The organism is Corallococcus sp. AB045 (genome assembly GCF_003668895.1).
Classification (GTDB): domain Bacteria; phylum Myxococcota; class Myxococcia; order Myxococcales; family Myxococcaceae; genus Corallococcus; species Corallococcus coralloides.
Genome location: NZ_RAWN01000196.1, coordinates 1 through 16,953, shown reverse-complemented (window position 1 = coordinate 16,953; position 16,953 = coordinate 1). Strand labels below are relative to the sequence as shown.

17 protein-coding genes are annotated in these 16,953 nt (G+C 70.6%); 9 read left to right on the top strand and 8 right to left on the bottom strand.

Features of this window, described 5'->3' with window-relative positions; translation table 11 throughout:
- Positions 1 to 171 precede the first annotated feature (171 nt).
- The 5 genes from D7Y21_RS33165 to D7Y21_RS33145 are packed head-to-tail and all read left to right on the top strand — an operon-like array spanning position 172 to position 4,163.
- Positions 172 to 1,077, top strand: coding sequence for a hypothetical protein (locus tag D7Y21_RS33165; RefSeq protein WP_121717805.1), 906 nt, complete (start codon positions 172 to 174; stop codon positions 1,075 to 1,077).
- A 16-nt stretch (positions 1,078 to 1,093) separates the two neighbouring features.
- On the top strand, positions 1,094 to 1,570 hold the full coding sequence (locus D7Y21_RS33160) for an EVE domain-containing protein (protein WP_121717804.1): 477 nt from the start codon (positions 1,094 to 1,096) through the stop codon (positions 1,568 to 1,570).
- The gene (locus D7Y21_RS33155) at positions 1,567 to 2,157 is read left to right on the top strand and encodes a DUF4291 domain-containing protein (protein WP_121717803.1); all 591 of its coding nucleotides are present in this window, start codon (positions 1,567 to 1,569) and stop codon (positions 2,155 to 2,157) included. The genes D7Y21_RS33160 and D7Y21_RS33155 overlap by 4 nt, the downstream gene beginning before the upstream one ends.
- Before the next feature lie 40 nt (positions 2,158 to 2,197).
- The gene (locus D7Y21_RS33150) at positions 2,198 to 3,337 is read left to right on the top strand and encodes a bifunctional chorismate mutase/prephenate dehydratase (protein ID WP_120564420.1); all 1,140 of its coding nucleotides are present in this window, start codon (positions 2,198 to 2,200) and stop codon (positions 3,335 to 3,337) included.
- Complete coding sequence (locus D7Y21_RS33145; RefSeq protein WP_121717802.1) at positions 3,330 to 4,163, top strand: prephenate dehydratase; 834 nt, start codon at positions 3,330 to 3,332, stop codon at positions 4,161 to 4,163. Before D7Y21_RS33150 ends, D7Y21_RS33145 begins: the two co-directional genes overlap by 8 nt.
- Here the strand turns inward: D7Y21_RS33145 and D7Y21_RS33140 are convergent.
- Together D7Y21_RS33140 and D7Y21_RS33135 are read right to left on the bottom strand one after the other, a co-directional pair.
- Positions 4,153 to 5,289: a 3-deoxy-7-phosphoheptulonate synthase gene (locus tag D7Y21_RS33140; protein ID WP_120564418.1), complete on the bottom strand. Its 1,137-nt coding sequence runs from the start codon at positions 5,287 to 5,289 to the stop codon at positions 4,153 to 4,155. The two genes, D7Y21_RS33145 and D7Y21_RS33140, sit on opposite strands and share 11 nt — an antisense overlap.
- Positions 5,290 to 5,384: 95 nt before the next feature.
- The gene (locus tag D7Y21_RS33135) at positions 5,385 to 5,951 is read right to left on the bottom strand and encodes a tetratricopeptide repeat protein (protein ID WP_121717807.1); all 567 of its coding nucleotides are present in this window, start codon (positions 5,949 to 5,951) and stop codon (positions 5,385 to 5,387) included.
- A 259-nt stretch (positions 5,952 to 6,210) separates the two neighbouring features.
- Here D7Y21_RS33135 and D7Y21_RS33130 point away from each other — a divergent pair, with 259 nt between their 5' ends.
- On the top strand, positions 6,211 to 7,818 hold the full coding sequence (locus D7Y21_RS33130) for a Na+/H+ antiporter (protein WP_120564416.1): 1,608 nt from the start codon (positions 6,211 to 6,213) through the stop codon (positions 7,816 to 7,818).
- A gap of 3 nt (positions 7,819 to 7,821) precedes the next feature.
- On the opposite strand, the gene D7Y21_RS33125 is transcribed toward D7Y21_RS33130, so the two are convergent.
- From D7Y21_RS33125 to D7Y21_RS33110, 4 genes are all read right to left on the bottom strand, one after another.
- The gene (locus D7Y21_RS33125) at positions 7,822 to 8,625 is read right to left on the bottom strand and encodes an SDR family oxidoreductase (protein ID WP_121717801.1); all 804 of its coding nucleotides are present in this window, start codon (positions 8,623 to 8,625) and stop codon (positions 7,822 to 7,824) included.
- A 119-nt stretch (positions 8,626 to 8,744) separates the two neighbouring features.
- A complete protein-coding gene (locus tag D7Y21_RS33120; RefSeq protein WP_120564414.1) occupies positions 8,745 to 10,403 on the bottom strand; it encodes a sigma-54 dependent transcriptional regulator in 1,659 nt (552 codons plus the stop codon).
- Positions 10,404 to 10,449: 46 nt separating this feature from the next.
- On the bottom strand, positions 10,450 to 11,403 hold the full coding sequence (locus D7Y21_RS33115) for a diguanylate cyclase domain-containing protein (RefSeq protein ID WP_199724433.1): 954 nt from the start codon (positions 11,401 to 11,403) through the stop codon (positions 10,450 to 10,452).
- A gap of 120 nt (positions 11,404 to 11,523) precedes the next feature.
- Positions 11,524 to 11,802 carry a glutaredoxin family protein gene (locus tag D7Y21_RS33110; RefSeq protein WP_120564412.1) on the bottom strand — a complete coding sequence of 93 codons (279 nt, stop codon included), beginning with the start codon at positions 11,800 to 11,802 and terminating at the stop codon, positions 11,524 to 11,526.
- Between the two features lie 21 nt (positions 11,803 to 11,823).
- Between D7Y21_RS33110 and D7Y21_RS33105 the strand changes: the two genes are divergently transcribed.
- Positions 11,824 to 13,020, top strand: coding sequence for a DUF4388 domain-containing protein (locus tag D7Y21_RS33105; RefSeq protein ID WP_120564411.1), 1,197 nt, complete (start codon positions 11,824 to 11,826; stop codon positions 13,018 to 13,020).
- A 9-nt stretch (positions 13,021 to 13,029) separates the two neighbouring features.
- On the opposite strand, the gene D7Y21_RS33100 is transcribed toward D7Y21_RS33105, so the two are convergent.
- Positions 13,030 to 14,568 carry a penicillin-binding transpeptidase domain-containing protein gene (locus tag D7Y21_RS33100; RefSeq protein ID WP_233612376.1) on the bottom strand — a complete coding sequence of 513 codons (1,539 nt, stop codon included), beginning with the start codon at positions 14,566 to 14,568 and terminating at the stop codon, positions 13,030 to 13,032.
- Between the two features lie 205 nt (positions 14,569 to 14,773).
- On the opposite strand from D7Y21_RS33100, the gene D7Y21_RS33095 reads away from it, so the two are divergent.
- Complete coding sequence (locus tag D7Y21_RS33095) at positions 14,774 to 15,607, top strand: ABC transporter permease (RefSeq protein WP_233612377.1); 834 nt, start codon at positions 14,774 to 14,776, stop codon at positions 15,605 to 15,607.
- Entirely contained in the window at positions 15,604 to 16,515 is a 912-nt protein-coding gene (locus D7Y21_RS33090; protein ID WP_120564409.1) for an ABC transporter ATP-binding protein, read from the top strand. Before D7Y21_RS33095 ends, D7Y21_RS33090 begins: the two co-directional genes overlap by 4 nt.
- Before the next feature lie 19 nt (positions 16,516 to 16,534).
- Here D7Y21_RS33090 and D7Y21_RS33085 read toward each other — a convergent pair whose 3' ends face one another.
- Positions 16,535 to 16,765, bottom strand: a complete 231-nt coding sequence (locus D7Y21_RS33085) for a sulfurtransferase TusA family protein (RefSeq protein WP_014395774.1) — start codon at positions 16,763 to 16,765, stop codon at positions 16,535 to 16,537.
- Positions 16,766 to 16,953: the final 188 nt, after the last annotated feature.

The window sequence follows — 16,953 nt, the reverse complement described above, 5'->3', positions numbered from 1 at the left end:
GCTGACCCCCATCCCCTGCCCCCAGGCCCAGGACGACCCGAGCGCCTGGGACGCCGTGCGCACGAGCATCCCCATCGTTCAGGTCTGGGCCTGGCGTGCGGGCTACACGGACGCCAAACCGGCCCAGGCGCGCGCAACGCCGCCCTGAGCCAGGGCAATCCAGGAGGAACCATGCTCAGGCTCATCCGGTACATCATCAACGGCAACGCATTGGAGGTCCTGGCCATCCTGGTCGTGGTCCTCCTGGTGTGGTGGATGTTCTCCTTCCTCACCGCGCCCACGACCGGACACGCCCCACCGGAGCCCGCCGACCCCTCTGGCTCGCCGGGCTACGCGAAGGTGGCTCTGGGGCTTCTCGCGGCGGCGCTGGTGCTTTGGGGGCTGTTCGCGATCAGCGACAGCGATGGCCCTCCCGCTCCCAAGGGTGGGCTCCTCCACGTCGTGGCCACGGGTCCACAACCTGACCGCGCCATCGTCCTGCGCGTGGATGACCAGCCGGTGGCGCCGGTGCTCCACGTCGACCATCACCTCGCGTTTCCGGTCCCCAGCGGCCGACATGCGGTCTTCCTGAAGGACTCGACCGTCGACAGCTCCCGCGACTTCCAGGTCGATATCCGCGAGGGCGATGCTTTCATGCTGTCCGTCCATCCGGACCTTTGCCCCGTGCAGATCGACATGTCGGCCCTGACCTACGGCCAGCCCTCACGCTCCACTCGGACACCGCTGGACGGCGTCGTCATCCGGACCCTGCCCGTGGTGGAGGTGTTCACCCGGACGGAGCTCCCCATGCGGCTTCCTCCGGGAGCGGCCCTCTCCTTCAACGAGCTGCCGGATGCACTCTCCCCGGGGCTGAGCGCCAGCATCCTGATCCCCCTTCCCTGCTCCATGGCCCAAGACGACCGGACCCTCTGGGCCGAGGCGCGGAAACGCTTCCCGGGACTCGACGACGCGGCCCGGCGTGTGGGCTACACGGAAGCGGATCCCACACGGCGTGAAGTCGCGGCGATGGACGAGGAGCGGGTCTTCGAGCTCTTCAAGCAACAGGGCGCGGCGCTGGCGCGCGAAACGCCCCCCTGAGCTAGGGTGCGCCGCCATGGCGACTCCGCGGTACTGGTTGATCAAGAGCGAGCCCTCCGTCTACGCGTACGCGAAGCTGGAGGAGGACGGCAGGACGGAGTGGACGGGCGTGCGCAGCTTCGAGGCGCGCAACAACCTCCGGGCCATGACGCCCGGGGACCTGTGCCTCTACTACCACTCCAATGAGGACAAGGCCGTCGTCGGCGTGGCGTGCGTCCTCTCCAAGCCGGGCCCCGACCCCACCGCCCCCGATGAGGACTGGGCCTCCGTGGACGTGGGGCCCGTGGTCCCCTTCACCACGCCTGTCACGCTGGCCACCATCAAGGCCACGCCCGCGCTGAAGGACTTCCCGCTCATCACCCGCAGCCGCCTCAGCGTCACGCCCACCCCCGTGGAGCACTTCGAACTCGTCCTCAAGATGGGCAAGACGAAGCTCCCCAAGACCGCTTTGGCCAAACCCAAGCCGAAGGCCAAATCCAGAGCAAACCCATGAGCGCAGCCCGCGAAGTCCGCGCCGACTTCGACCGAGCCTCCATCGTCGTGTATCAGGCCTACTCGGACGCCATCGCGGATGTGGCCGTGAAGCAGCAGAAGTTCGGCCCGCCGTTCTCCGTGGGCCGGATGACGTGGATCAAACCCAGCTTCCTGTGGCTCATGCACCGCTCCAACTGGGGCCGGAAGAGCGGCCAGGAGCGCACGCTCGCGGTGCGCATCAAACGCTCCGGCTGGGAAGAGGCGCTGTCCTCCGGCGTCCTCACCGGCTTCGAGCCGAAGGCCCACGGCGCACCGGACGCGTGGCGCAAGGCCCTCGACTCCGCGCCCGTCCACATCCAGTGGGACCCGGAGCGCACGCTGCGCGGCGCGGGCCTGCCCCACGACAGCATCCAGGTGGGCCTCAGCCGCGCCGTCATCCAGCGCTTCGTGGACGACTGGACCGTGTCCATCACCGACCTCACGCCCCTGGTCCAGAAGCTGCGCAAGCACCTGGACGACGGCCGCGCGGATCAGGCCACGCGCCACCTGCCGAAGGAGTCCGTCTACCCGGTCCCTCCGGACCTCGCCCGGCGCCTGGGGATGTGAAGGGCCCCGCGCCTTCGACGCGAGTTGTTATGTTCCGGGCATGGCGGACATCCCCTCACTGGAGACCCTGCGGACCCAAATCGAACGCATCGACGAGGACGTCCTCGATGCGCTCCAGCGGCGCATGGCCCTGGCCGACGATGTGGCTCGCGCCAAGCTGGTGACGGCCTGGCCCTTCCGGGACCCGCAGCGCGAGGACCTGCTCCTGCGCAAGCTGCGCGGCCGGGCGGCGGAGCGAGGCCTGGATCCACACGAAGTGGAGCGCCTCTACCGCGTCATCCTGGACATGTCCGTGGCCCGGCAGCAGGCCCTGGTCACTCGCCTGGACACCACGCCCCTGCGCGTGGGCTACCTGGGCGTCGAGGGCTCCTACAGCCACCTGGCCGCCCGCCAGCGCTACGGCCACCGGCCGGGCGGCGTGCTCCTCACCGGCTTCGACACCGCCCGCCAGGCCGTGGAGGCCCTCAAGCAGAGCGAGCAGGACGTGCTCTTGCTGCCCATCGAGAACACCACCGCCGGCAGCATGAATGAGACGTACGACGTGCTCGCCGCGGGCGACGGCGTCATCACTGGCGAGGTGGTGAGCCAGGTGGACCACCGGCTGCTAGGCGTGAAGGGCGCGAAGCTGGAGGACCTGCGCGAGGTGCTGTCCCATCCGCAGGCCCTGGCCCAGTGCGAGGACTTCCTGCGCACGCACGTGCCCTGGGCCCGCGCCGTGCTTGGGCCAGACACCGCCGTCGCCGCGCAGATGGTCGCGGATCGCAACGACAGGACCGTGGCCGCGATCGCCAGCGAGTCCGCGGCGGGACGCTTCGGGCTCGAGGTGCTCGCCAGCGACCTGCAGCCCGGCTCGGACTTCACGCGCTTCGTGGAGGTCTCACGCCAGCCCACGCCGCTCGCGCCGGACGTGCCGTGCAAGACGTCGCTGCTGGTGGTGCTTGAGCACCGTCCGGGCACGCTGGGCCAGGTGCTGCAGCGGCTCACGCAGCGCGGAGTGAACCTCTCCAAGCTGGAGTCGCGCCCCATCCCAGGCGCGCCGTGGAAGTACCGCTTCTATCTGGACGTGGAGGGCCACGCCGCGTCCGCATCAGTGACGGCGGCGCTGGAGGACCTGCGCCCGCTCACGTCGTCCCTGCGCGTGCTGGGCACCTACCCGCGCGCGGAGCCCATCGATGGCTGACGCCGCCCCCCGCCGCATCGCCTTCCAGGGTGAGCGCGGCGCGTACGGCGACGAAGCCACGGGCGCCCTCTTCGGCGCCTCCGTGACGCGCATCCCCTGCCCCACCTTCCGCGCCGTCTTCGAGGCCGTGGCCGAAGGCACGGTGGACGGCGGCGTGGTGCCCATGGAGAGCGCGCTCGCGGGGCCGGTGGCGGAGGTGGTGGACCTGCTCCTGGAGTTCACCCCGGCTCTCTCCGGCGAGCTGCGCCTGCCCGTGCGCCACTGCCTGCTCGCGCCACCGGGCCGCACGCTGGAGGGCCTCACGCGCGCGCTGTCCCATCCGCAGGCGCTGGCGCAGTGCGGAGGCTGGCTGCGAAAGCACCACCTGCACCCCGTGCCCGAGGCGAACACCGCCGTGGCGGCGCGGCGCGTGGCGCAGGAGGCGCTGGAGGGCACGGCGGCCATCGCCAGCCGGACCGCGGCGGAGCTCTACGGCCTCACCGTGCTGGCGGAGGGCATCGCGGACTCGCCAGACAATGCCACCCGGTTCCTCGCGGTGGGCCCGGCCGTGCCACCGAACCTGGGCTCGCGGAGGAAGACGTCCCTGGTGCTCACGCTCGACAACGGCCCTGGCGCGCTCGCGGGCGTGCTCACGGCCTTCGCCGCGCACGGGGTGAACGTCGCGCGGCTGGAGTCGAGGCCCGGCGGCGTCCGCGCCTGGGACTACCGCTGGTGCCTGGACGTGGAGGGCGCGGTGGACTCCGCGCCGGTAAAGACAGCCCTGGACGAAGCCCGGAGCGCCTGCACGTCGCTCCGGGTGCTGGGCAGCTACGCGCTCAGCGACTGACGGCCTTGGCCGGAGCGGCGGCCTGCGTCCCGTCGCCGTTGCTCACGGCATCCGTGTACGCGGAGCGCACGATGTTCGTGTAGCGCTGGAGCGCGGCCAGCTGCTCCAGGCGCAGCGCCTGCGGCCCGTCGCACAGCGCCTTCTCCGGCGTCGGGTGGAAGTCCACCAGCACCATGGACGCGCCCGCGATGAGGCCCTGGCCAATGGCGTGGAAGATGTCCGGCAGCCCGTCCGGCGGGGCCTCCGCGCGGCCAATCGCGTGCGAGGGGTCCACGCACACCGGCATGCGCGTGAGGCGGCGCACCACCGGCACGTGCGCGAAGTCCACCATGTTGCGGTGCGGGTCGCCCAGGTGCGTCTTCACGCCGCGCAGGCAGAAGACGATCTTCGGGTTGCCCTCGCTCGCCACGTACTCGCACGCGTTGAGGGACTCCTCCAGCGTGATGCCCATGCCGCGCTTGAAGAGCACCGGGAAGGCGCGCTGCTGGCCAATCTGCTTGAGCAGCTCGAAGTTCTGCGCGTTGCGCGTGCCCACCTGGAGCATCACGCCCGTGGGGGCCCCCGACTTCTTCAGCGCGTCGTTGATCTCGTCGATGTGGCGCGGGTGCGTCACCTCCATCGCGACGACCTTGATGCCGTGCTTGCCCGCGGAGTCGAACACCCAGGGCAGGCACTTCGCGCCCAGGCCCTGGAACTCGTACGGGTTGGTGCGCGGCTTGTACGCGCCCATGCGCGTGGTGTTGATGCCGCAGCGAGCGAGCGCCGCCATCATCGCGTCCACGCTCTCCAGCGAATCCACCGCGCACAGGCCGGCGAACAGGTTCACCGAGCGGTCATCGAAGGTGACGCCGTTGTACTCGAAGCCCGCCGTGGTGCGCTGGCCGCCGTGCCGGCCAATGATGCGGTACTTCTGCGAGACGCGGACCACCTGGCGCACGCCGGGCAGCTGCTGGAACGGCTCCAGCGGCACCTGCGACGTGGAGCCCAGCAGGTACAGCTCCGTGATGGTGGACTCGGCGCCCTGGACCACGTGGGCACGCGGGGTGACGCCCTCGTACTGCGAAGCGAGTTGGAGGACGGCGTTCACGACGGATTCCGGGGAATCCGGCTCGAGCATCACGATCATGCGAAGGGTTCTCCTGGTGGGGGGCCGCTTCGGCATTCAACACCGGCATCCCGCCCTTTCCCTCCGCATTTGTATGGAATTTGACGCGGAGCGCCTCAGGAGGAGGCGGGGCGCAGCCGGGTCGCCAGGTGGGTGTAGTGCTCCCGCTGGGTAGGGTCGCCCAGGTGCTCCCAGACGTCGGCCAGGGCCTTGGCCGCCTCCACGTAGGCAGGGGACAGCTCCAGCGCCAGCTCGAAGACCTGACGGGCAAGACGGTAACGGGCCTTGTCGGGCCGCCGGCCCTGGGTCAGCAGCGCGTTACCCAGGTGGTAGATCTCGATGGCGGCGGCCTCGCGGTAGCCGGGGGTGGGGTTGAGTTGAACCGCCCGGTTCATCAGGAGGGAGGCGGCCTCCGGCTCCCCCAGCTCCAGCTGGCAGAGCGCGGCCTCCCGGTGGGGGTCCGCCGCGGAGGGGTCCAGCTCGATGGCGCGCTGGAAGCCCTTGAGGGCCTCCTCGTTGCGCCCCAGCTGCTTGAGGGCGAAGGCCTTCGCGGTGAGCGCGGGGAAGTGGCGCGGGTCCACGGCGAGGACCTGCTCGAACGACTGGACCGCGGCCTCGTGGTTGCCGGCCATGGAACGGTGGACGCCCTCGTTGAACGACGCCAACAGCAACGACCTGGACATCTTCGGTTCCCCCATCGGACAAGGTTCGCAGGGCCGCGCGCTTCACGCGGCCCGAAAGCGCAAGCCTGTCACCGGGGGCCCACGCCTCGCAAAGGTGCGCCCCTTCCCCGGCTGATGGCATCCATCGCGTTCGGCTGATGACGCGGGCGGCCTCCCGCATGACGCAGGTTTCCTCCGTCCGGAATTCGCCACTGTCCCCCGCTGGCCCTCCTGCGCTACGTCGCCCGAAGTCCAGGGTGGACTTCTCCCCGAGGCCCTCATGCTGGTGTTCGAGATCGTCATCGCGCTGCTGCTGGGAGGCGCGGGGCTGGCGGCGCTGTCCCGGCGGCTCGGCACGCCCTACCCCGCGCTGGTGGCGCTCGCCGGGGCGGTGCTGGCGCTCGTGCCGGGCAGCCCGGAGCTGGTGTTGGATCCGGAGCTGGCGCTCACCCTCTTCGTCGCACCGGTGCTGCTGGACGCGGCGTTCGACGCGTCCCCCCGCGACCTGCGCGCGAACTGGCGGCCGGTGGCGAGCCTGGCCCTGGGGGCGGTGGTGCTCACGGTCATCGCCGTCGCGGTGGCGGCGAAGTGGATGGTGCCGGCGATGCCCTGGGCCGCGGCCATCGCGCTGGGCGCCATCGTCGCGCCTCCGGACGCGGCGGCGGCCACGGCGGTGCTGAAGCAGCTCAAGCCCCCGCACCGGCTGATGGTCATCCTGGAGGGCGAAAGCCTGTTCAACGACGCGAGCGCCCTGCTCATCTACCGGCTCGCGCTGGGGGCCGTGGCCGCGGGCGGCGTGCTGGGCTGGAGCGCGGTGCCCACGCTGCTCGTCGTCACGGTGGGCAGCGTGCTCCTGGGCGTCGTGCTGTCGCGGGTGAGCCTGCGCATCAACGCAAGCGTCGAGGACGTGTCCACGGCGGTCATCACCCAGTTCGGCAGCACGTTCGCGGTGTGGATCCTCGCGGAGCGGCTGCACCTGTCCGGCATCCTGACGACGGTGGTCTACGCGATGACCATCTCCCGCACGGCCTCCGTGGTGACGCCCGCGCGGATCCGCATCCCTTCCTACGCGGTGTGGGAGGTGGCGACGTTCGTGTTGAACGTGCTGGCGTTCGTGCTCGTGGGCTTCCAGTTGAAGGGCATCGTCGCGCGCTTCGACCGGGAGACGTGGCTGGAATACACGGCCATCGCGGCGGTGGTGACGGGCGCGGCCATCCTCGCGCGCATCGCCTGGGTGATGGGCGCGGCGGCGTTCAACCGCTGGAGGCAGCGCAAGTCGAAGTCCAGCCCCGTCACGCTCTCGCCGAGCGCGGCCGTGCTGGTGGGCTGGTGCGGGATGCGAGGCATCGTGACGCTCGCGGCGGCGCTGGCGCTGCCCACGGGAAGCGAAGGCGGCCCGCCCTTCCCATACCGGGACCTCATCCTCTTCACGTCCTTCTCCGTGGTGCTGGGGACGCTCGTGGTGCAGGGGATGACGCTCAAGCCCCTGATGACGCGGCTGAAGCTGGACGACGACGGAGAGGTGGACCACGAGGTACGGCTCGCCCGGGTGGAGACGCTGCGCGCGGGGCTGGAGGCCACGCAGGATTCTCCGGACACGGAGATGGCGACCCTGGTCCGGCGTCGCTACGAGCTGCAACTGCGGCGCGCGCGCCAGCTCCTGAACGAGCACGCCCTCACAAGCACGGGGAGCGTCAGCTCTCCCTGGGGGCCGCCCACCGCGGACGCGGAGACGGTGCGTACCGCGATGGCCGCGGGACGGCGGAAGCTGGCGGAGCTCCGGGCGAACGGCACCATCGGGGATGCGGCCTTTCAGCAAGTGGAGCAGGAGCTGGACTGGTCGGAGCTCGACCTGCAACAGCTCCTCCGGGCGGAGTCACCGGAGTAGCTCTCAGCCGCGCGCCTCCTCCTCCATCGCCGCGAGGAACCCGGTGGTGAAGTCCGGGTAGCGCGGCGTCCAGCCCAGGGCCTCCAGCTTCGCGGCGCGGATGGCGCGGTCGCCGCGCAGCGATTCATGGAGGGACGCGAAGGGAACGCGCGGCGGCATGGGGAGGCCCAGCTGCTGACACAGCCACGAGGCCGTCTCCTCCTGCGTCGCGGGCCGGCGGTCGGCCACGCAGTACACCTCGCCGGGCGCGCCGCGTTCGAGCACCACACGCACCGCGTCCACCAGGTCGTCCACGTGGATGCGCGACAGGCGTCCTCCACCCGAGTCCGGGATGCGCAGCGTGCCCGCCTTCAAGCGTCCGGACGTGCCGCGCCCCGGGCCATAGATGCCCGCGATGCGCATGACGCTCGCGCCCAGGGGTAGGAAGAGGTCCTCCGCCTCCAGGCGTGCGCGGGAGACCGCGGAGGTCCTGTCGACCGGCGTGGACTCATCCACGTGTCCACGCGCGGAGCCATAGACGCCCGTGGACGACAGGTAGACGAGCCGGGCGGGACGCGAGCGGGACAGTGCTTCCGCGAAGCGAGCATCCAGCCCGGCCTCCGGAGGAACGGAGTCCACGACGTGCGCGCCCGCTGCCCGTGACAGCGCATCGTCAATGGACACGACGTGGACACCCGCGCCCTCCAGCACCGAGCGGCGAGCGGCATCCCGGGTCGTGGCCAGGACCTCCCGGCCCGCGCGGGCCTCCGCCACCGCGAACCGCGTGAGCGTGTAACCACAGCCAAGCAGGAGGAGCGGAGCGGTCATGGCCTCCGCGATACCGGGCAACACCCGCTCCGCGCAAGGCCTGCGCCCAAAGTGAACGGCCCTCCTCCCGTCATCCGGAAGAAGGGCCGTCACCTCACGTCGTCAAATCAAATCGCGGCTTAGAACTCCGCGCTCGCGCGAGGGTCGATGATGCCGCACTCCTTGATCTTGTAGAGCAGCGCCTTGTAGCTGATGCGCAGCTTGCCCGCCGCGCGGCGCTTGTTCCACGCGGTGCGCTGGAGCATCGCGAGGATGGCCTCGCGCTCCGCGAGCATCGCCGCGCGCTTGCCGATGTCCTTGAGCGACAGCTCCCCGGCCGGAGGCGGCGGGGGCGGAGGCTGCGGAGCGTCGAACGGGTTCGCGTAGCGCTGCGGCGCCACGGCGTTGAACGGCGTGGCCTCCGCCACCGGGACCGGCGTCAGCGCGCCGCGCGCAGGCATCTCCAGAACCTGCACACCCGAGCCCGAAGCCGTCGCGACCGCGGACGGAGGAGCCGCGAAGACACGAGCGGACTCGTCCACGTAGCGCGACGGAGGCGGGATGAACTCGTCCCCACCACCGAACGACGTGGGCAGCGACGGGGCGCTCGCCGGAGCACGGCCGCCGGCGCGGATTTCATCCAGCACCAGGGTCGGGTCCTTCAGCACGCACAGCCGGCGCACCATGTTCTCCAGCTCGCGCACGTTGCCCGGCCACTCGTAGTCACTGAACGCGTGGAGCACCTCCGAGGGCAGCTCGGACACGTTCGTCATGAAGCCCTTGCCGTACTTCTTGAGGAAGTGGTCGGTGAGCGGCACCACGTCCTCGCGGCGCTCGCGCAGGGGCGGCAGGCGGATGGCCACCACGTTGAGGCGGTAGTACAGGTCCTCGCGGAAGTTGCCGAGCGCGATCTCCTTCTCCAGGTCGCGGTTCGTCGCCACCACCACGCGGCTGTCCACGCGGACGCTCTTCTTGCCGCCGACGCGGAAGAACTCCTCGTCCTGCAGCACCTGGAGCAGCTTCGCCTGGAGGCGGATGGCCATCTCGCCAATCTCGTCCAGGAAGATGGTGCCCTGATCCGCCAGCTCGAACTTGCCCGGCTTCTCCGCCGTGGCGCCCGTGAAGGCGCCGCGCTCGTGGCCGAACAGCTCGCTCTCCAGCAGCTCACCCGGCAGCGCCGCGCAGTTCACCTTGATGAACGGCCGGCCATGGCGCTGGCTGCGCGCGTGGATTTCGCGGGCAATCACTTCCTTGCCCGTGCCGGACTCACCCAGCAGCAGCACCGGCACGTCCGTGTCCGCGATGCGCTCCACCAGCGCACGCGCGCGGCGCATGGCCGGCGACGTGGAGATGAGCACGCGGGCCTCCGCCGCGGCCTCCGCGGGCGTCAACACCACGCGGGGCGCGGGCGCGGTCGCCTGACGCTCCGGCACGCGGGTCCCCAGGGCGCGCGCCAGCACGTCCTGCAGCTCGTCGTTGCCAAAGGGCTTCGCCAGATAGTCGGAGGCGCCCATCTTCAGCGCGCGCACCGCGTCGTCCGCGCCCGACAGCGCGCTCAACACGATGACCGGAGCCGTGCCGCCCGTGCTCCGGTAGCGGCGCAGCACCTCCAGACCACTCATCTCCGGCATCACCACGTCCAGCAGCACCGCGTCGAACGAGCCGCCAGAGAGCATCTCCAGCGCCTGCGAACCGCTGGACGCACAGCGCACCTGGTACCCCGAGCTGCCCAACAACTCGGACAGGAACGTGCGCACCGACTCCTCGTCATCCACCACCAGCACCGCGATCCGATCCATCCCCACGCCTCCGCTCGCCCTGTGCATCAAACCCTCGTGAACTGAATCAAACCGACATCAAGCGGGCTGGACCGGCTGCCCGCCGAAGCTCGCGTGTACGCCTCAAGGTCTGCAGTGCCGCGCCCAGCAGCTGGGTGGGAGCCCCCACCGTGTCCGGGAAGCTCACCGCCCCCAGCTCCAGCGCCGTGCGCACCACGCGACCCTCCATCTGGAAACGGGCGGCCTCGAACCGGGCCTCCACCCGCGCCAGCACCTCCGGCACCGACTCCGCGGGCGTGCCCGGCAGCAGCATGGCGAACTGACTGTCCCCCACCCGCGCCACCGCGTCCGCCTCGCGCACCGTCTGCCCCAGCACCACCGCGCTGTAGACGAGCAGCCGCTCCGCCATGCTCTTGCCGTGCTCCTTGCGAAGCGCGCTCCACCCCGTCACCTCCGCCGCCACCACCGAGAACGTCCCGCCGTAGCGCTCCGTCCGGCGCGCCTCCAGCCCGATGAGCGCCAGCAGGAAGGGCCGGTTGTAGAGCCCCGTCACGGGATCATGCAGCGCCAGCGCCGTGCCGGCCTCTTCACCCGCGGCCGCGCGCTCCACCGACTGCTTGAGCCGCATCTGCGAGTGCAGCTTCATGGACAGCTCCGCGCCATCCACCGTGCGCGGCACCACGTCCACGCACTGCCCCTTCTCCACGCAGAAGCGCCACGCGTCCCGGTCGTGCGAATCCACCAGGTACATCATCGGCACCGTGCCCTTGCCCACCTGGCGCAGGCGCCGCGCCGTCTGGATCGCCGCGAAGTCCGGCGGCTGCGCCGCCAGCAGCACCGCGTCCGGGCGGATCACCTCGAACAGGGGCACCGCCGCGTCGAAGCGCGTCAGGGGCACCACGCGGAAGCCGGCCTCCCCCAGCAGCGCCCGGGTGCGCTCCAGGTCCTCAGCGCGAGGCTCCACCAGCAGCACCGTAGGCGGCTGGCCCGACCTTCCCGCTCCCTTGCGCTTCACACCCACCGCCGTGCCCTCCCTTCCAGCATTTTCTGCCCCGCCACCCTGCCCGCCTGCCCAGATTTACAGCCCCGCTACTTTCGCACCCTACGTATCCCTTTGAATTTCTTAGGGAAGGGCACTTCGTTACCCATCCTGGCCCACGGTTTTAGCAATGGGTATGCCATTCATCACCTCGCGGATCCGGACTTCCAGGGTCTCCGCGTCGACGCGGTGCTTGAAGGCGGGCACCCCTTCGATGAGGACCACGGGGATGTCGTAACGCCAGGTCTCGAAGAGGTCCGGGCTCTGGAGGATGTCGGTGACGTAGAGCTCGAACGGCAGCCGGGCCTGCACCTCGACGGCCACGGCGAGGGCCTTCTCACAGAGGGAACACCGGGGTTTCGAGTAGATATCGACTCGCATGCGTTGCAGGATGGGCGCTCGATGCGCGGCGTGTGTGGTGATTTTTCGACGATGCCCCTCAAGGACCTGGTCGTCCACCTCGGGAATCGCCGGGCCACCGGCACCCTGAACGTGGAGCGGGGAGACGTGCGCAAGCAGCTCCTGCTGCGTGACGGCAACGTCATCACCGCCAGCTCCAATCAGCCGCGCGAGTACTTCGGCCAGTTCCTGATCAACCAGGGTCACCTGACGGAGGATCAGCTGGAGCGCGCGTTCTCCACGCAGGCGGAGACGCACATCCTGCTGGGGAAGATCCTGATCATGACGGGCACGGTGTCGGAAGCCACCGTGCGCACGGTGCTCTCCCACAAGTTCCGGGAGATGCTGCTGGACGCCTTCACCTGGGAGGAAGGCGGCTTCGACTTCCGCCCCACGGACGTCGCGCCGGAGCTGGAGGGCCTGGACGTCAGCGTGGACCTGCTGGACGTGCACCGCGAGGGCGAGTTCCGCGAGACGGCCTGGCAGGCCATCCGCGCGGTGTTCCCTTCCGGCCGCGTGCGCCTGGAGGTGGACGAGCGCAAGCTGACGGACCGCAAGGCCGGCAGCATGGACGAGCGCATCGTGCAGCTCGCGAAGGAAGGCCTCAGCATCGACGGCATGGCGCTGGCGCTGCACGCCACCGACTTCTTCCTCTACCAGCGGCTGTACGCGCTCTACCGCCAGGACGCGCTGCGGGTGTCGGACGAGGCCCCCCTGCCCGCCCCGGACCCCGGCGCGAACACCGTGGTCGTGGTGGAGGACGACGACGAGGACGACCTGAACGCGGGCGGCGTCATCGGCTCCGAGTCCTCCTCCGACGAGGTGCTCCAGGCCGCCCAGCTCTTCCTGGACGCGGGCAACCTGCGCGACGGCGAGGCGCTGGCCCGGCGCGCGCACGAAATCGCGCCCACCGAGCACACCACGAAGCTGCTGCGCGACGCGGAAGGCAGGCTGCTCACGGAGCTGCGCAAGGCGCTGATGGAGCCGTCGCGCGTGCCGGCGCTGATGGTGACGCCCGCGCACCTGAAGACGCTGCCGCTCACGTCACCGGAGCGCTACCTGCTGTCGCGCATCGACGGGCGGCGGGACGTGGCCGCCATCGTGCACGTGTCGCCTCTCCAGGAGCTGGAGGCGCTGAAGTTCTTCCAGGGCTTCGTGGACACGGGGCTGGTGAAGCTCACCGCGCGTCCGCTGTCCTGACGTTGCGCCTCAGTGCTTGCCGGCGGCGCCCGCGGGGGCCGTCAGCTCCACCGGCGCGGGGATGCGCTCCAGCGCCAGGCGCAGGGCCTCGCGGCCCAGGTAGGAGCCGCGGATGCGCCACTTCGGGTCGTTCACGATGAGGGCGGCCACGGCCACGCGCGGGTTGTCCTTGGGCGCGAAGCCGACGAACCACGAGTAGTCGCGGAAGGGCTCGCGGTCCGCGAGCGTGCCCGTCTTGCCCACCGCGTCCTTCACCTGGAAGCCGCGCTCGCGGAAGACGCCGCGCGCGGTGCCATGGGTGACGGTCTCCTCCAGCATCCGCGTGAGCTCGTGCGCGGCGGTGGGGGTGAGCACGGGCTCCGGCTCCGGCATGGGCATGAAGGGCTCCGGCTCCACCAGCGTGGGGTCCACCCAGCGGCCCTCGTTGGCGGCGACGGCGGCCAGCAGCGCGCCGTGCAGCGGGGACAGGTACACGTCACCGAAGCCCGCGCCGGTGTTGGCGAGCGCGAAGCCGTCCTCCGGGATGTACGCGAGCGACACGTCCAGCGGCTGGGCGAAGGGGATCTCGCGGTTGAAGCGCAGGCGCGCCGCCATGCGCTTGAGGGAGTCCGCGGTCAGGTGCTTGCTGGTCATCTTGGCGAAGATGACGTTGGCGCTCTTGCCCATGGCCAGCGCCAGCGAATAGCAGGCGCCGTCGCGGTCGCTGTCCTCCAGCTGCCGCTCGTTCAGGCGGCGCTTGCCGCCGTGGAAGCACGCCTCGGTGTCGGGCGACACGCCGGCCTCCAGGAGCGCGCTGCCGGTGACGATCTTGAAGATGCTCGCGGCCGGGTACACCGCGCGGATGGGCAGCCCGCGCAATTCCGGCTTCGCCTCCGAGTGCTCCGCCATCGCGAGCACGCGGCCGGTGGAGGGCTCCAGCACCACCGCGGCGCCGTAGGGCACCTGGTAGTTCTGCATGATCTTCGTGAGCGACGCCTGGAGGCCGGGGTCGATGGTGAGCACCTGATCCGGCGCGCTCTTGCCGCCCTTCACCACCAGCTTGTTGCCCTCCAGCTTCGCGCGGGCCACCAGGTCCTGCGCGCGCGGCAGCCCCTGGAGCTTGCCGAACGGCGGCGCCTTCTCCCGCGAGGGCACCGGCATCGGCGGCACCATCCCGGGCTCCAGCGCGGCGGCGTCCTTCGCGGCCAGCGCCTCCGCCAGCGCGCGGGCATCCACCGGGCGCGAGTCCTCGGGCGCAGTGGCCGCCACGGCGTCACCGGCGGTCCCGGAGTCCGGAGCGCCCTGCGTCTGCGCGACGCTCGCGGAGCCTCCCGCGTCCGGCGAAGCCGCCTGGGCGCGCTGCTCGGCCTCCACCTTCTCCACCAGCGCACGGGCGCCCACGGGCCCCGCGTCCGTTCCCAGGGCGCTCACCGACTGCGCCAGGGCCTGGGCATCCGACGGGGCGGCGGGTGACGGCGCGGTGTTCGCGTCCGGCCCGGGCGCGGAGGCGCCCAGGAGCAGCGTGAGGGGGAACAGCGGCAGGGCGGCGAGGAAGCGGCGCATCGTCATGCTTCGGGGCTCTCCTTCGGGGGAGCAGGGAGCAGGCCGCCGGATCCTAGTCGCTGAGGGCGCGCTGTCCACGGCTTGCCTCCTCGACTGCTGCCTTCGTCCGCGAGAAACCTGGGAAGGTGCCCGGAGGTCCAGTAGGGTCCTGTGCACCTTGGACGGACTCAAAGAGACATTGGTGATCTGGGCAGCCGAGCTGCGTCGGGCCATGAAGAGCGGCCGGGCCATCGTGCTGCTCGGGCTCTACAGCATGTTCTCCGCGCTGGTGCTGCTCGTGGTGGGCTTCGTCACCCGGGATCTGCAAGCCCAGCTGAACGAGAAGCTCGCCGGATCCGGAGGGGACTCGGAGGTCGCCACGCAGGCCGCGGAGCAGATGCACCGCGGGGTGCTGGGCTTCCTCGCCAACAACGACGCCGCGATGATGGAGGCCCTGGCGCAGGTGCCCATCGTGGTGCTCATCGTCTTCAAGATCAGCCTCTTCTTCCTGCCCGCCTACATCGCCCTGATGGGCTTCGACCAGGTGAGCGGAGAGGTGGGACCGCGCTCCATGCGCTACCTCACCGTGCGCGCGCGCCGCTCCTCGGTGCTCCTGGGCAAGTTCCTCTGCCAGGCCACGCTGCTGGTGGGGCTGGTGCTGATCATCGACCTGGCCATCTTCATCTACGCGCGCATCATCAACGACGACTTCGCCTTCGGGGTGCTGGCGCTCAACCTCCTGAAGTTCTGGGGCGCCACCATCGTCTTCTCGCTGGCGTACGTCGCGCTCACCACCCTGTGCTCCAGCCTCTTCCGCGCCCCCGCGGTGAGCCTCGTCTTCAACTTCATCCTGCTCTTCGTCTTCTGGCTGATGGACTCCGTGGGACGCGCCGTGAGCGAGGAGAACGTGCTGCGCTTCCTGCGCTACCTGTCCCCGTCGTACTACTCGGGCAACCTGCTGCACCCGAAGCTCGCCGAGTTCGCCATGAGCGGCGCGGCCTACGCCGCCTTCGCGGCCATCTTCCTCTTCGGCGCCTACGGCGTCCTGCGCGCGAGGGACCTGTGAGCGACCTGGCCATCCAGCTGAACAACGTCTCCAAGCGCTTCGGCCCCAAGGTCGCCGTCAACGCGGTGAGCCTCCAGGTGCGGCAGGGCGACGTCTTCGGTCTCATCGGCCCCAACGGCGCCGGCAAGACGACCACCTTCTCCATGATGTGCGGCTACCTCTACCCGTCCGAGGGCTCGCTCCAGGTGATGGGCGTGTCCCCCACCACGCCCGGCGCCCTCAAGGGCCGCGTGGGCGCGCTGCCCCAGGACGCGGTGCTGCCCCCCGGCTGGGAGGTGGGCGCGCTGCTCATGTACTGGGCCCGCCTGTCGGACCTGCCCCAGCCCGAGCACGAGGCCCGCGGCGCCCTGGAGAAGGTGGGCCTGATGGAGGCCTGGAAGGTCCAGACGCAGGCGCTCAGCCACGGCATGGCCAAGCGCGCCGCCATGGCCCAGGCCCTGATGGGCCGCCCGCCGCTCGTCCTCCTGGACGAGCCCACCGCCGGCCTGGATCCTCGCATCGCCGCGCAGGTGCGTCAGGTCATCAAGGACATGAAGGGCACGCAGACGGTGGTCGTCTCCAGCCACAACCTCCAGGAGCTGGAGGAGCTGTGCGACGCCGCCGCCATCCTCGACAAGGGCTCGCTCGCGCAGGCCGGCACCATGTCGGAGCTCACCGGCCAGGGCGCCGAGTTCCGCGTCCAGATCGCCCGGGGCGACGTCATCATCCCCGAAATCACCTCCCTGCCCGGCGTCACCGACGCACGCATGGAGGGCACGGATGTGCTGCGCGTGCGCTTCGACGGCCAGGCCCACAAAGCCGAGGAGGTCATCAGCCGCACCGTCGGCCACCTCCTCCAGCACCAGGTGCTCATCCTCGGTGTCAGCCGCGGCCGCCGCCTGGAGGACCGCGTCCTTCAGCTGCTGTAGGCCCGCGACCCACGGACGCTCACCCCGCCTTGCGCACCCAGCCCACATAGTGGGCGCCCCGGCGCTCCATGCGGACGAGCTCGTTGCCCGTCGCGTCGCACCACGCGGGCAGGTCCGCCTCCAGGCCGCGGTCGGTGGAGACGAGCTCCACCAGCGTCCCGGGCGCAAGGCGGCGCATCGCCTTGGCAATCTCCAGGATGGGCACCGGGCAGAGGGCCCCGGACGTATCCACGCGCACACCGGCTTCCATGGCCGCGCATCCTCTCACGGAACGCTGACTGCCAAAGTGGCACGGCACGCGCGCTGAGAGGGAATTTTGGTGTCCCCAGCGTCGTTGTCCGCCCCTTCGAGGCCTCTGGATATCGGGCGGACGCAGGCGGTCATCGCGGCTTGCGTGTCTGGAATTCCCTCTGTTAAGTACCCCGCCCTTTCCCTACC

What these genes read in the sequence shown, in the direction of transcription:
- D7Y21_RS33130 (WP_120564416.1), top strand. Translation starts at nt 6,211, where the DNA reads ATGCTGGTGTTCGAGATCGTCATCGCGCTGCTGCTGGGAGGCGCGGGG.
- D7Y21_RS33105 (WP_120564411.1), top strand. Translation starts at nt 11,824, where the DNA reads ATGCGCGGCGTGTGTGGTGATTTTTCGACGATGCCCCTCAAGGACCTG.
- D7Y21_RS33140 (WP_120564418.1), bottom strand. Translation starts at nt 5,289, where the DNA reads ATGATCGTGATGCTCGAGCCGGATTCCCCGGAATCCGTCGTGAACGCC.
- D7Y21_RS33160 (WP_121717804.1), top strand. Translation starts at nt 1,094, where the DNA reads ATGGCGACTCCGCGGTACTGGTTGATCAAGAGCGAGCCCTCCGTCTAC.
- D7Y21_RS33110 (WP_120564412.1), bottom strand. Translation starts at nt 11,802, where the DNA reads ATGCGAGTCGATATCTACTCGAAACCCCGGTGTTCCCTCTGTGAGAAG.
- D7Y21_RS33100 (WP_233612376.1), bottom strand. Translation starts at nt 14,568, where the DNA reads ATGACGATGCGCCGCTTCCTCGCCGCCCTGCCGCTGTTCCCCCTCACG.
- D7Y21_RS33150 (WP_120564420.1), top strand. Translation starts at nt 2,198, where the DNA reads ATGGCGGACATCCCCTCACTGGAGACCCTGCGGACCCAAATCGAACGC.
- D7Y21_RS33085 (WP_014395774.1), bottom strand. Translation starts at nt 16,765, where the DNA reads ATGGAAGCCGGTGTGCGCGTGGATACGTCCGGGGCCCTCTGCCCGGTG.
- D7Y21_RS33165 (WP_121717805.1), top strand. Translation starts at nt 172, where the DNA reads ATGCTCAGGCTCATCCGGTACATCATCAACGGCAACGCATTGGAGGTC.
- D7Y21_RS33125 (WP_121717801.1), bottom strand. Translation starts at nt 8,625, where the DNA reads ATGACCGCTCCGCTCCTCCTGCTTGGCTGTGGTTACACGCTCACGCGG.
- D7Y21_RS33095 (WP_233612377.1), top strand. Translation starts at nt 14,774, where the DNA reads ATGAAGAGCGGCCGGGCCATCGTGCTGCTCGGGCTCTACAGCATGTTC.
- D7Y21_RS33155 (WP_121717803.1), top strand. Translation starts at nt 1,567, where the DNA reads ATGAGCGCAGCCCGCGAAGTCCGCGCCGACTTCGACCGAGCCTCCATC.
- D7Y21_RS33120 (WP_120564414.1), bottom strand. Translation starts at nt 10,403, where the DNA reads ATGGATCGGATCGCGGTGCTGGTGGTGGATGACGAGGAGTCGGTGCGC.
- D7Y21_RS33145 (WP_121717802.1), top strand. Translation starts at nt 3,330, where the DNA reads ATGGCTGACGCCGCCCCCCGCCGCATCGCCTTCCAGGGTGAGCGCGGC.
- D7Y21_RS33135 (WP_121717807.1), bottom strand. Translation starts at nt 5,951, where the DNA reads ATGTCCAGGTCGTTGCTGTTGGCGTCGTTCAACGAGGGCGTCCACCGT.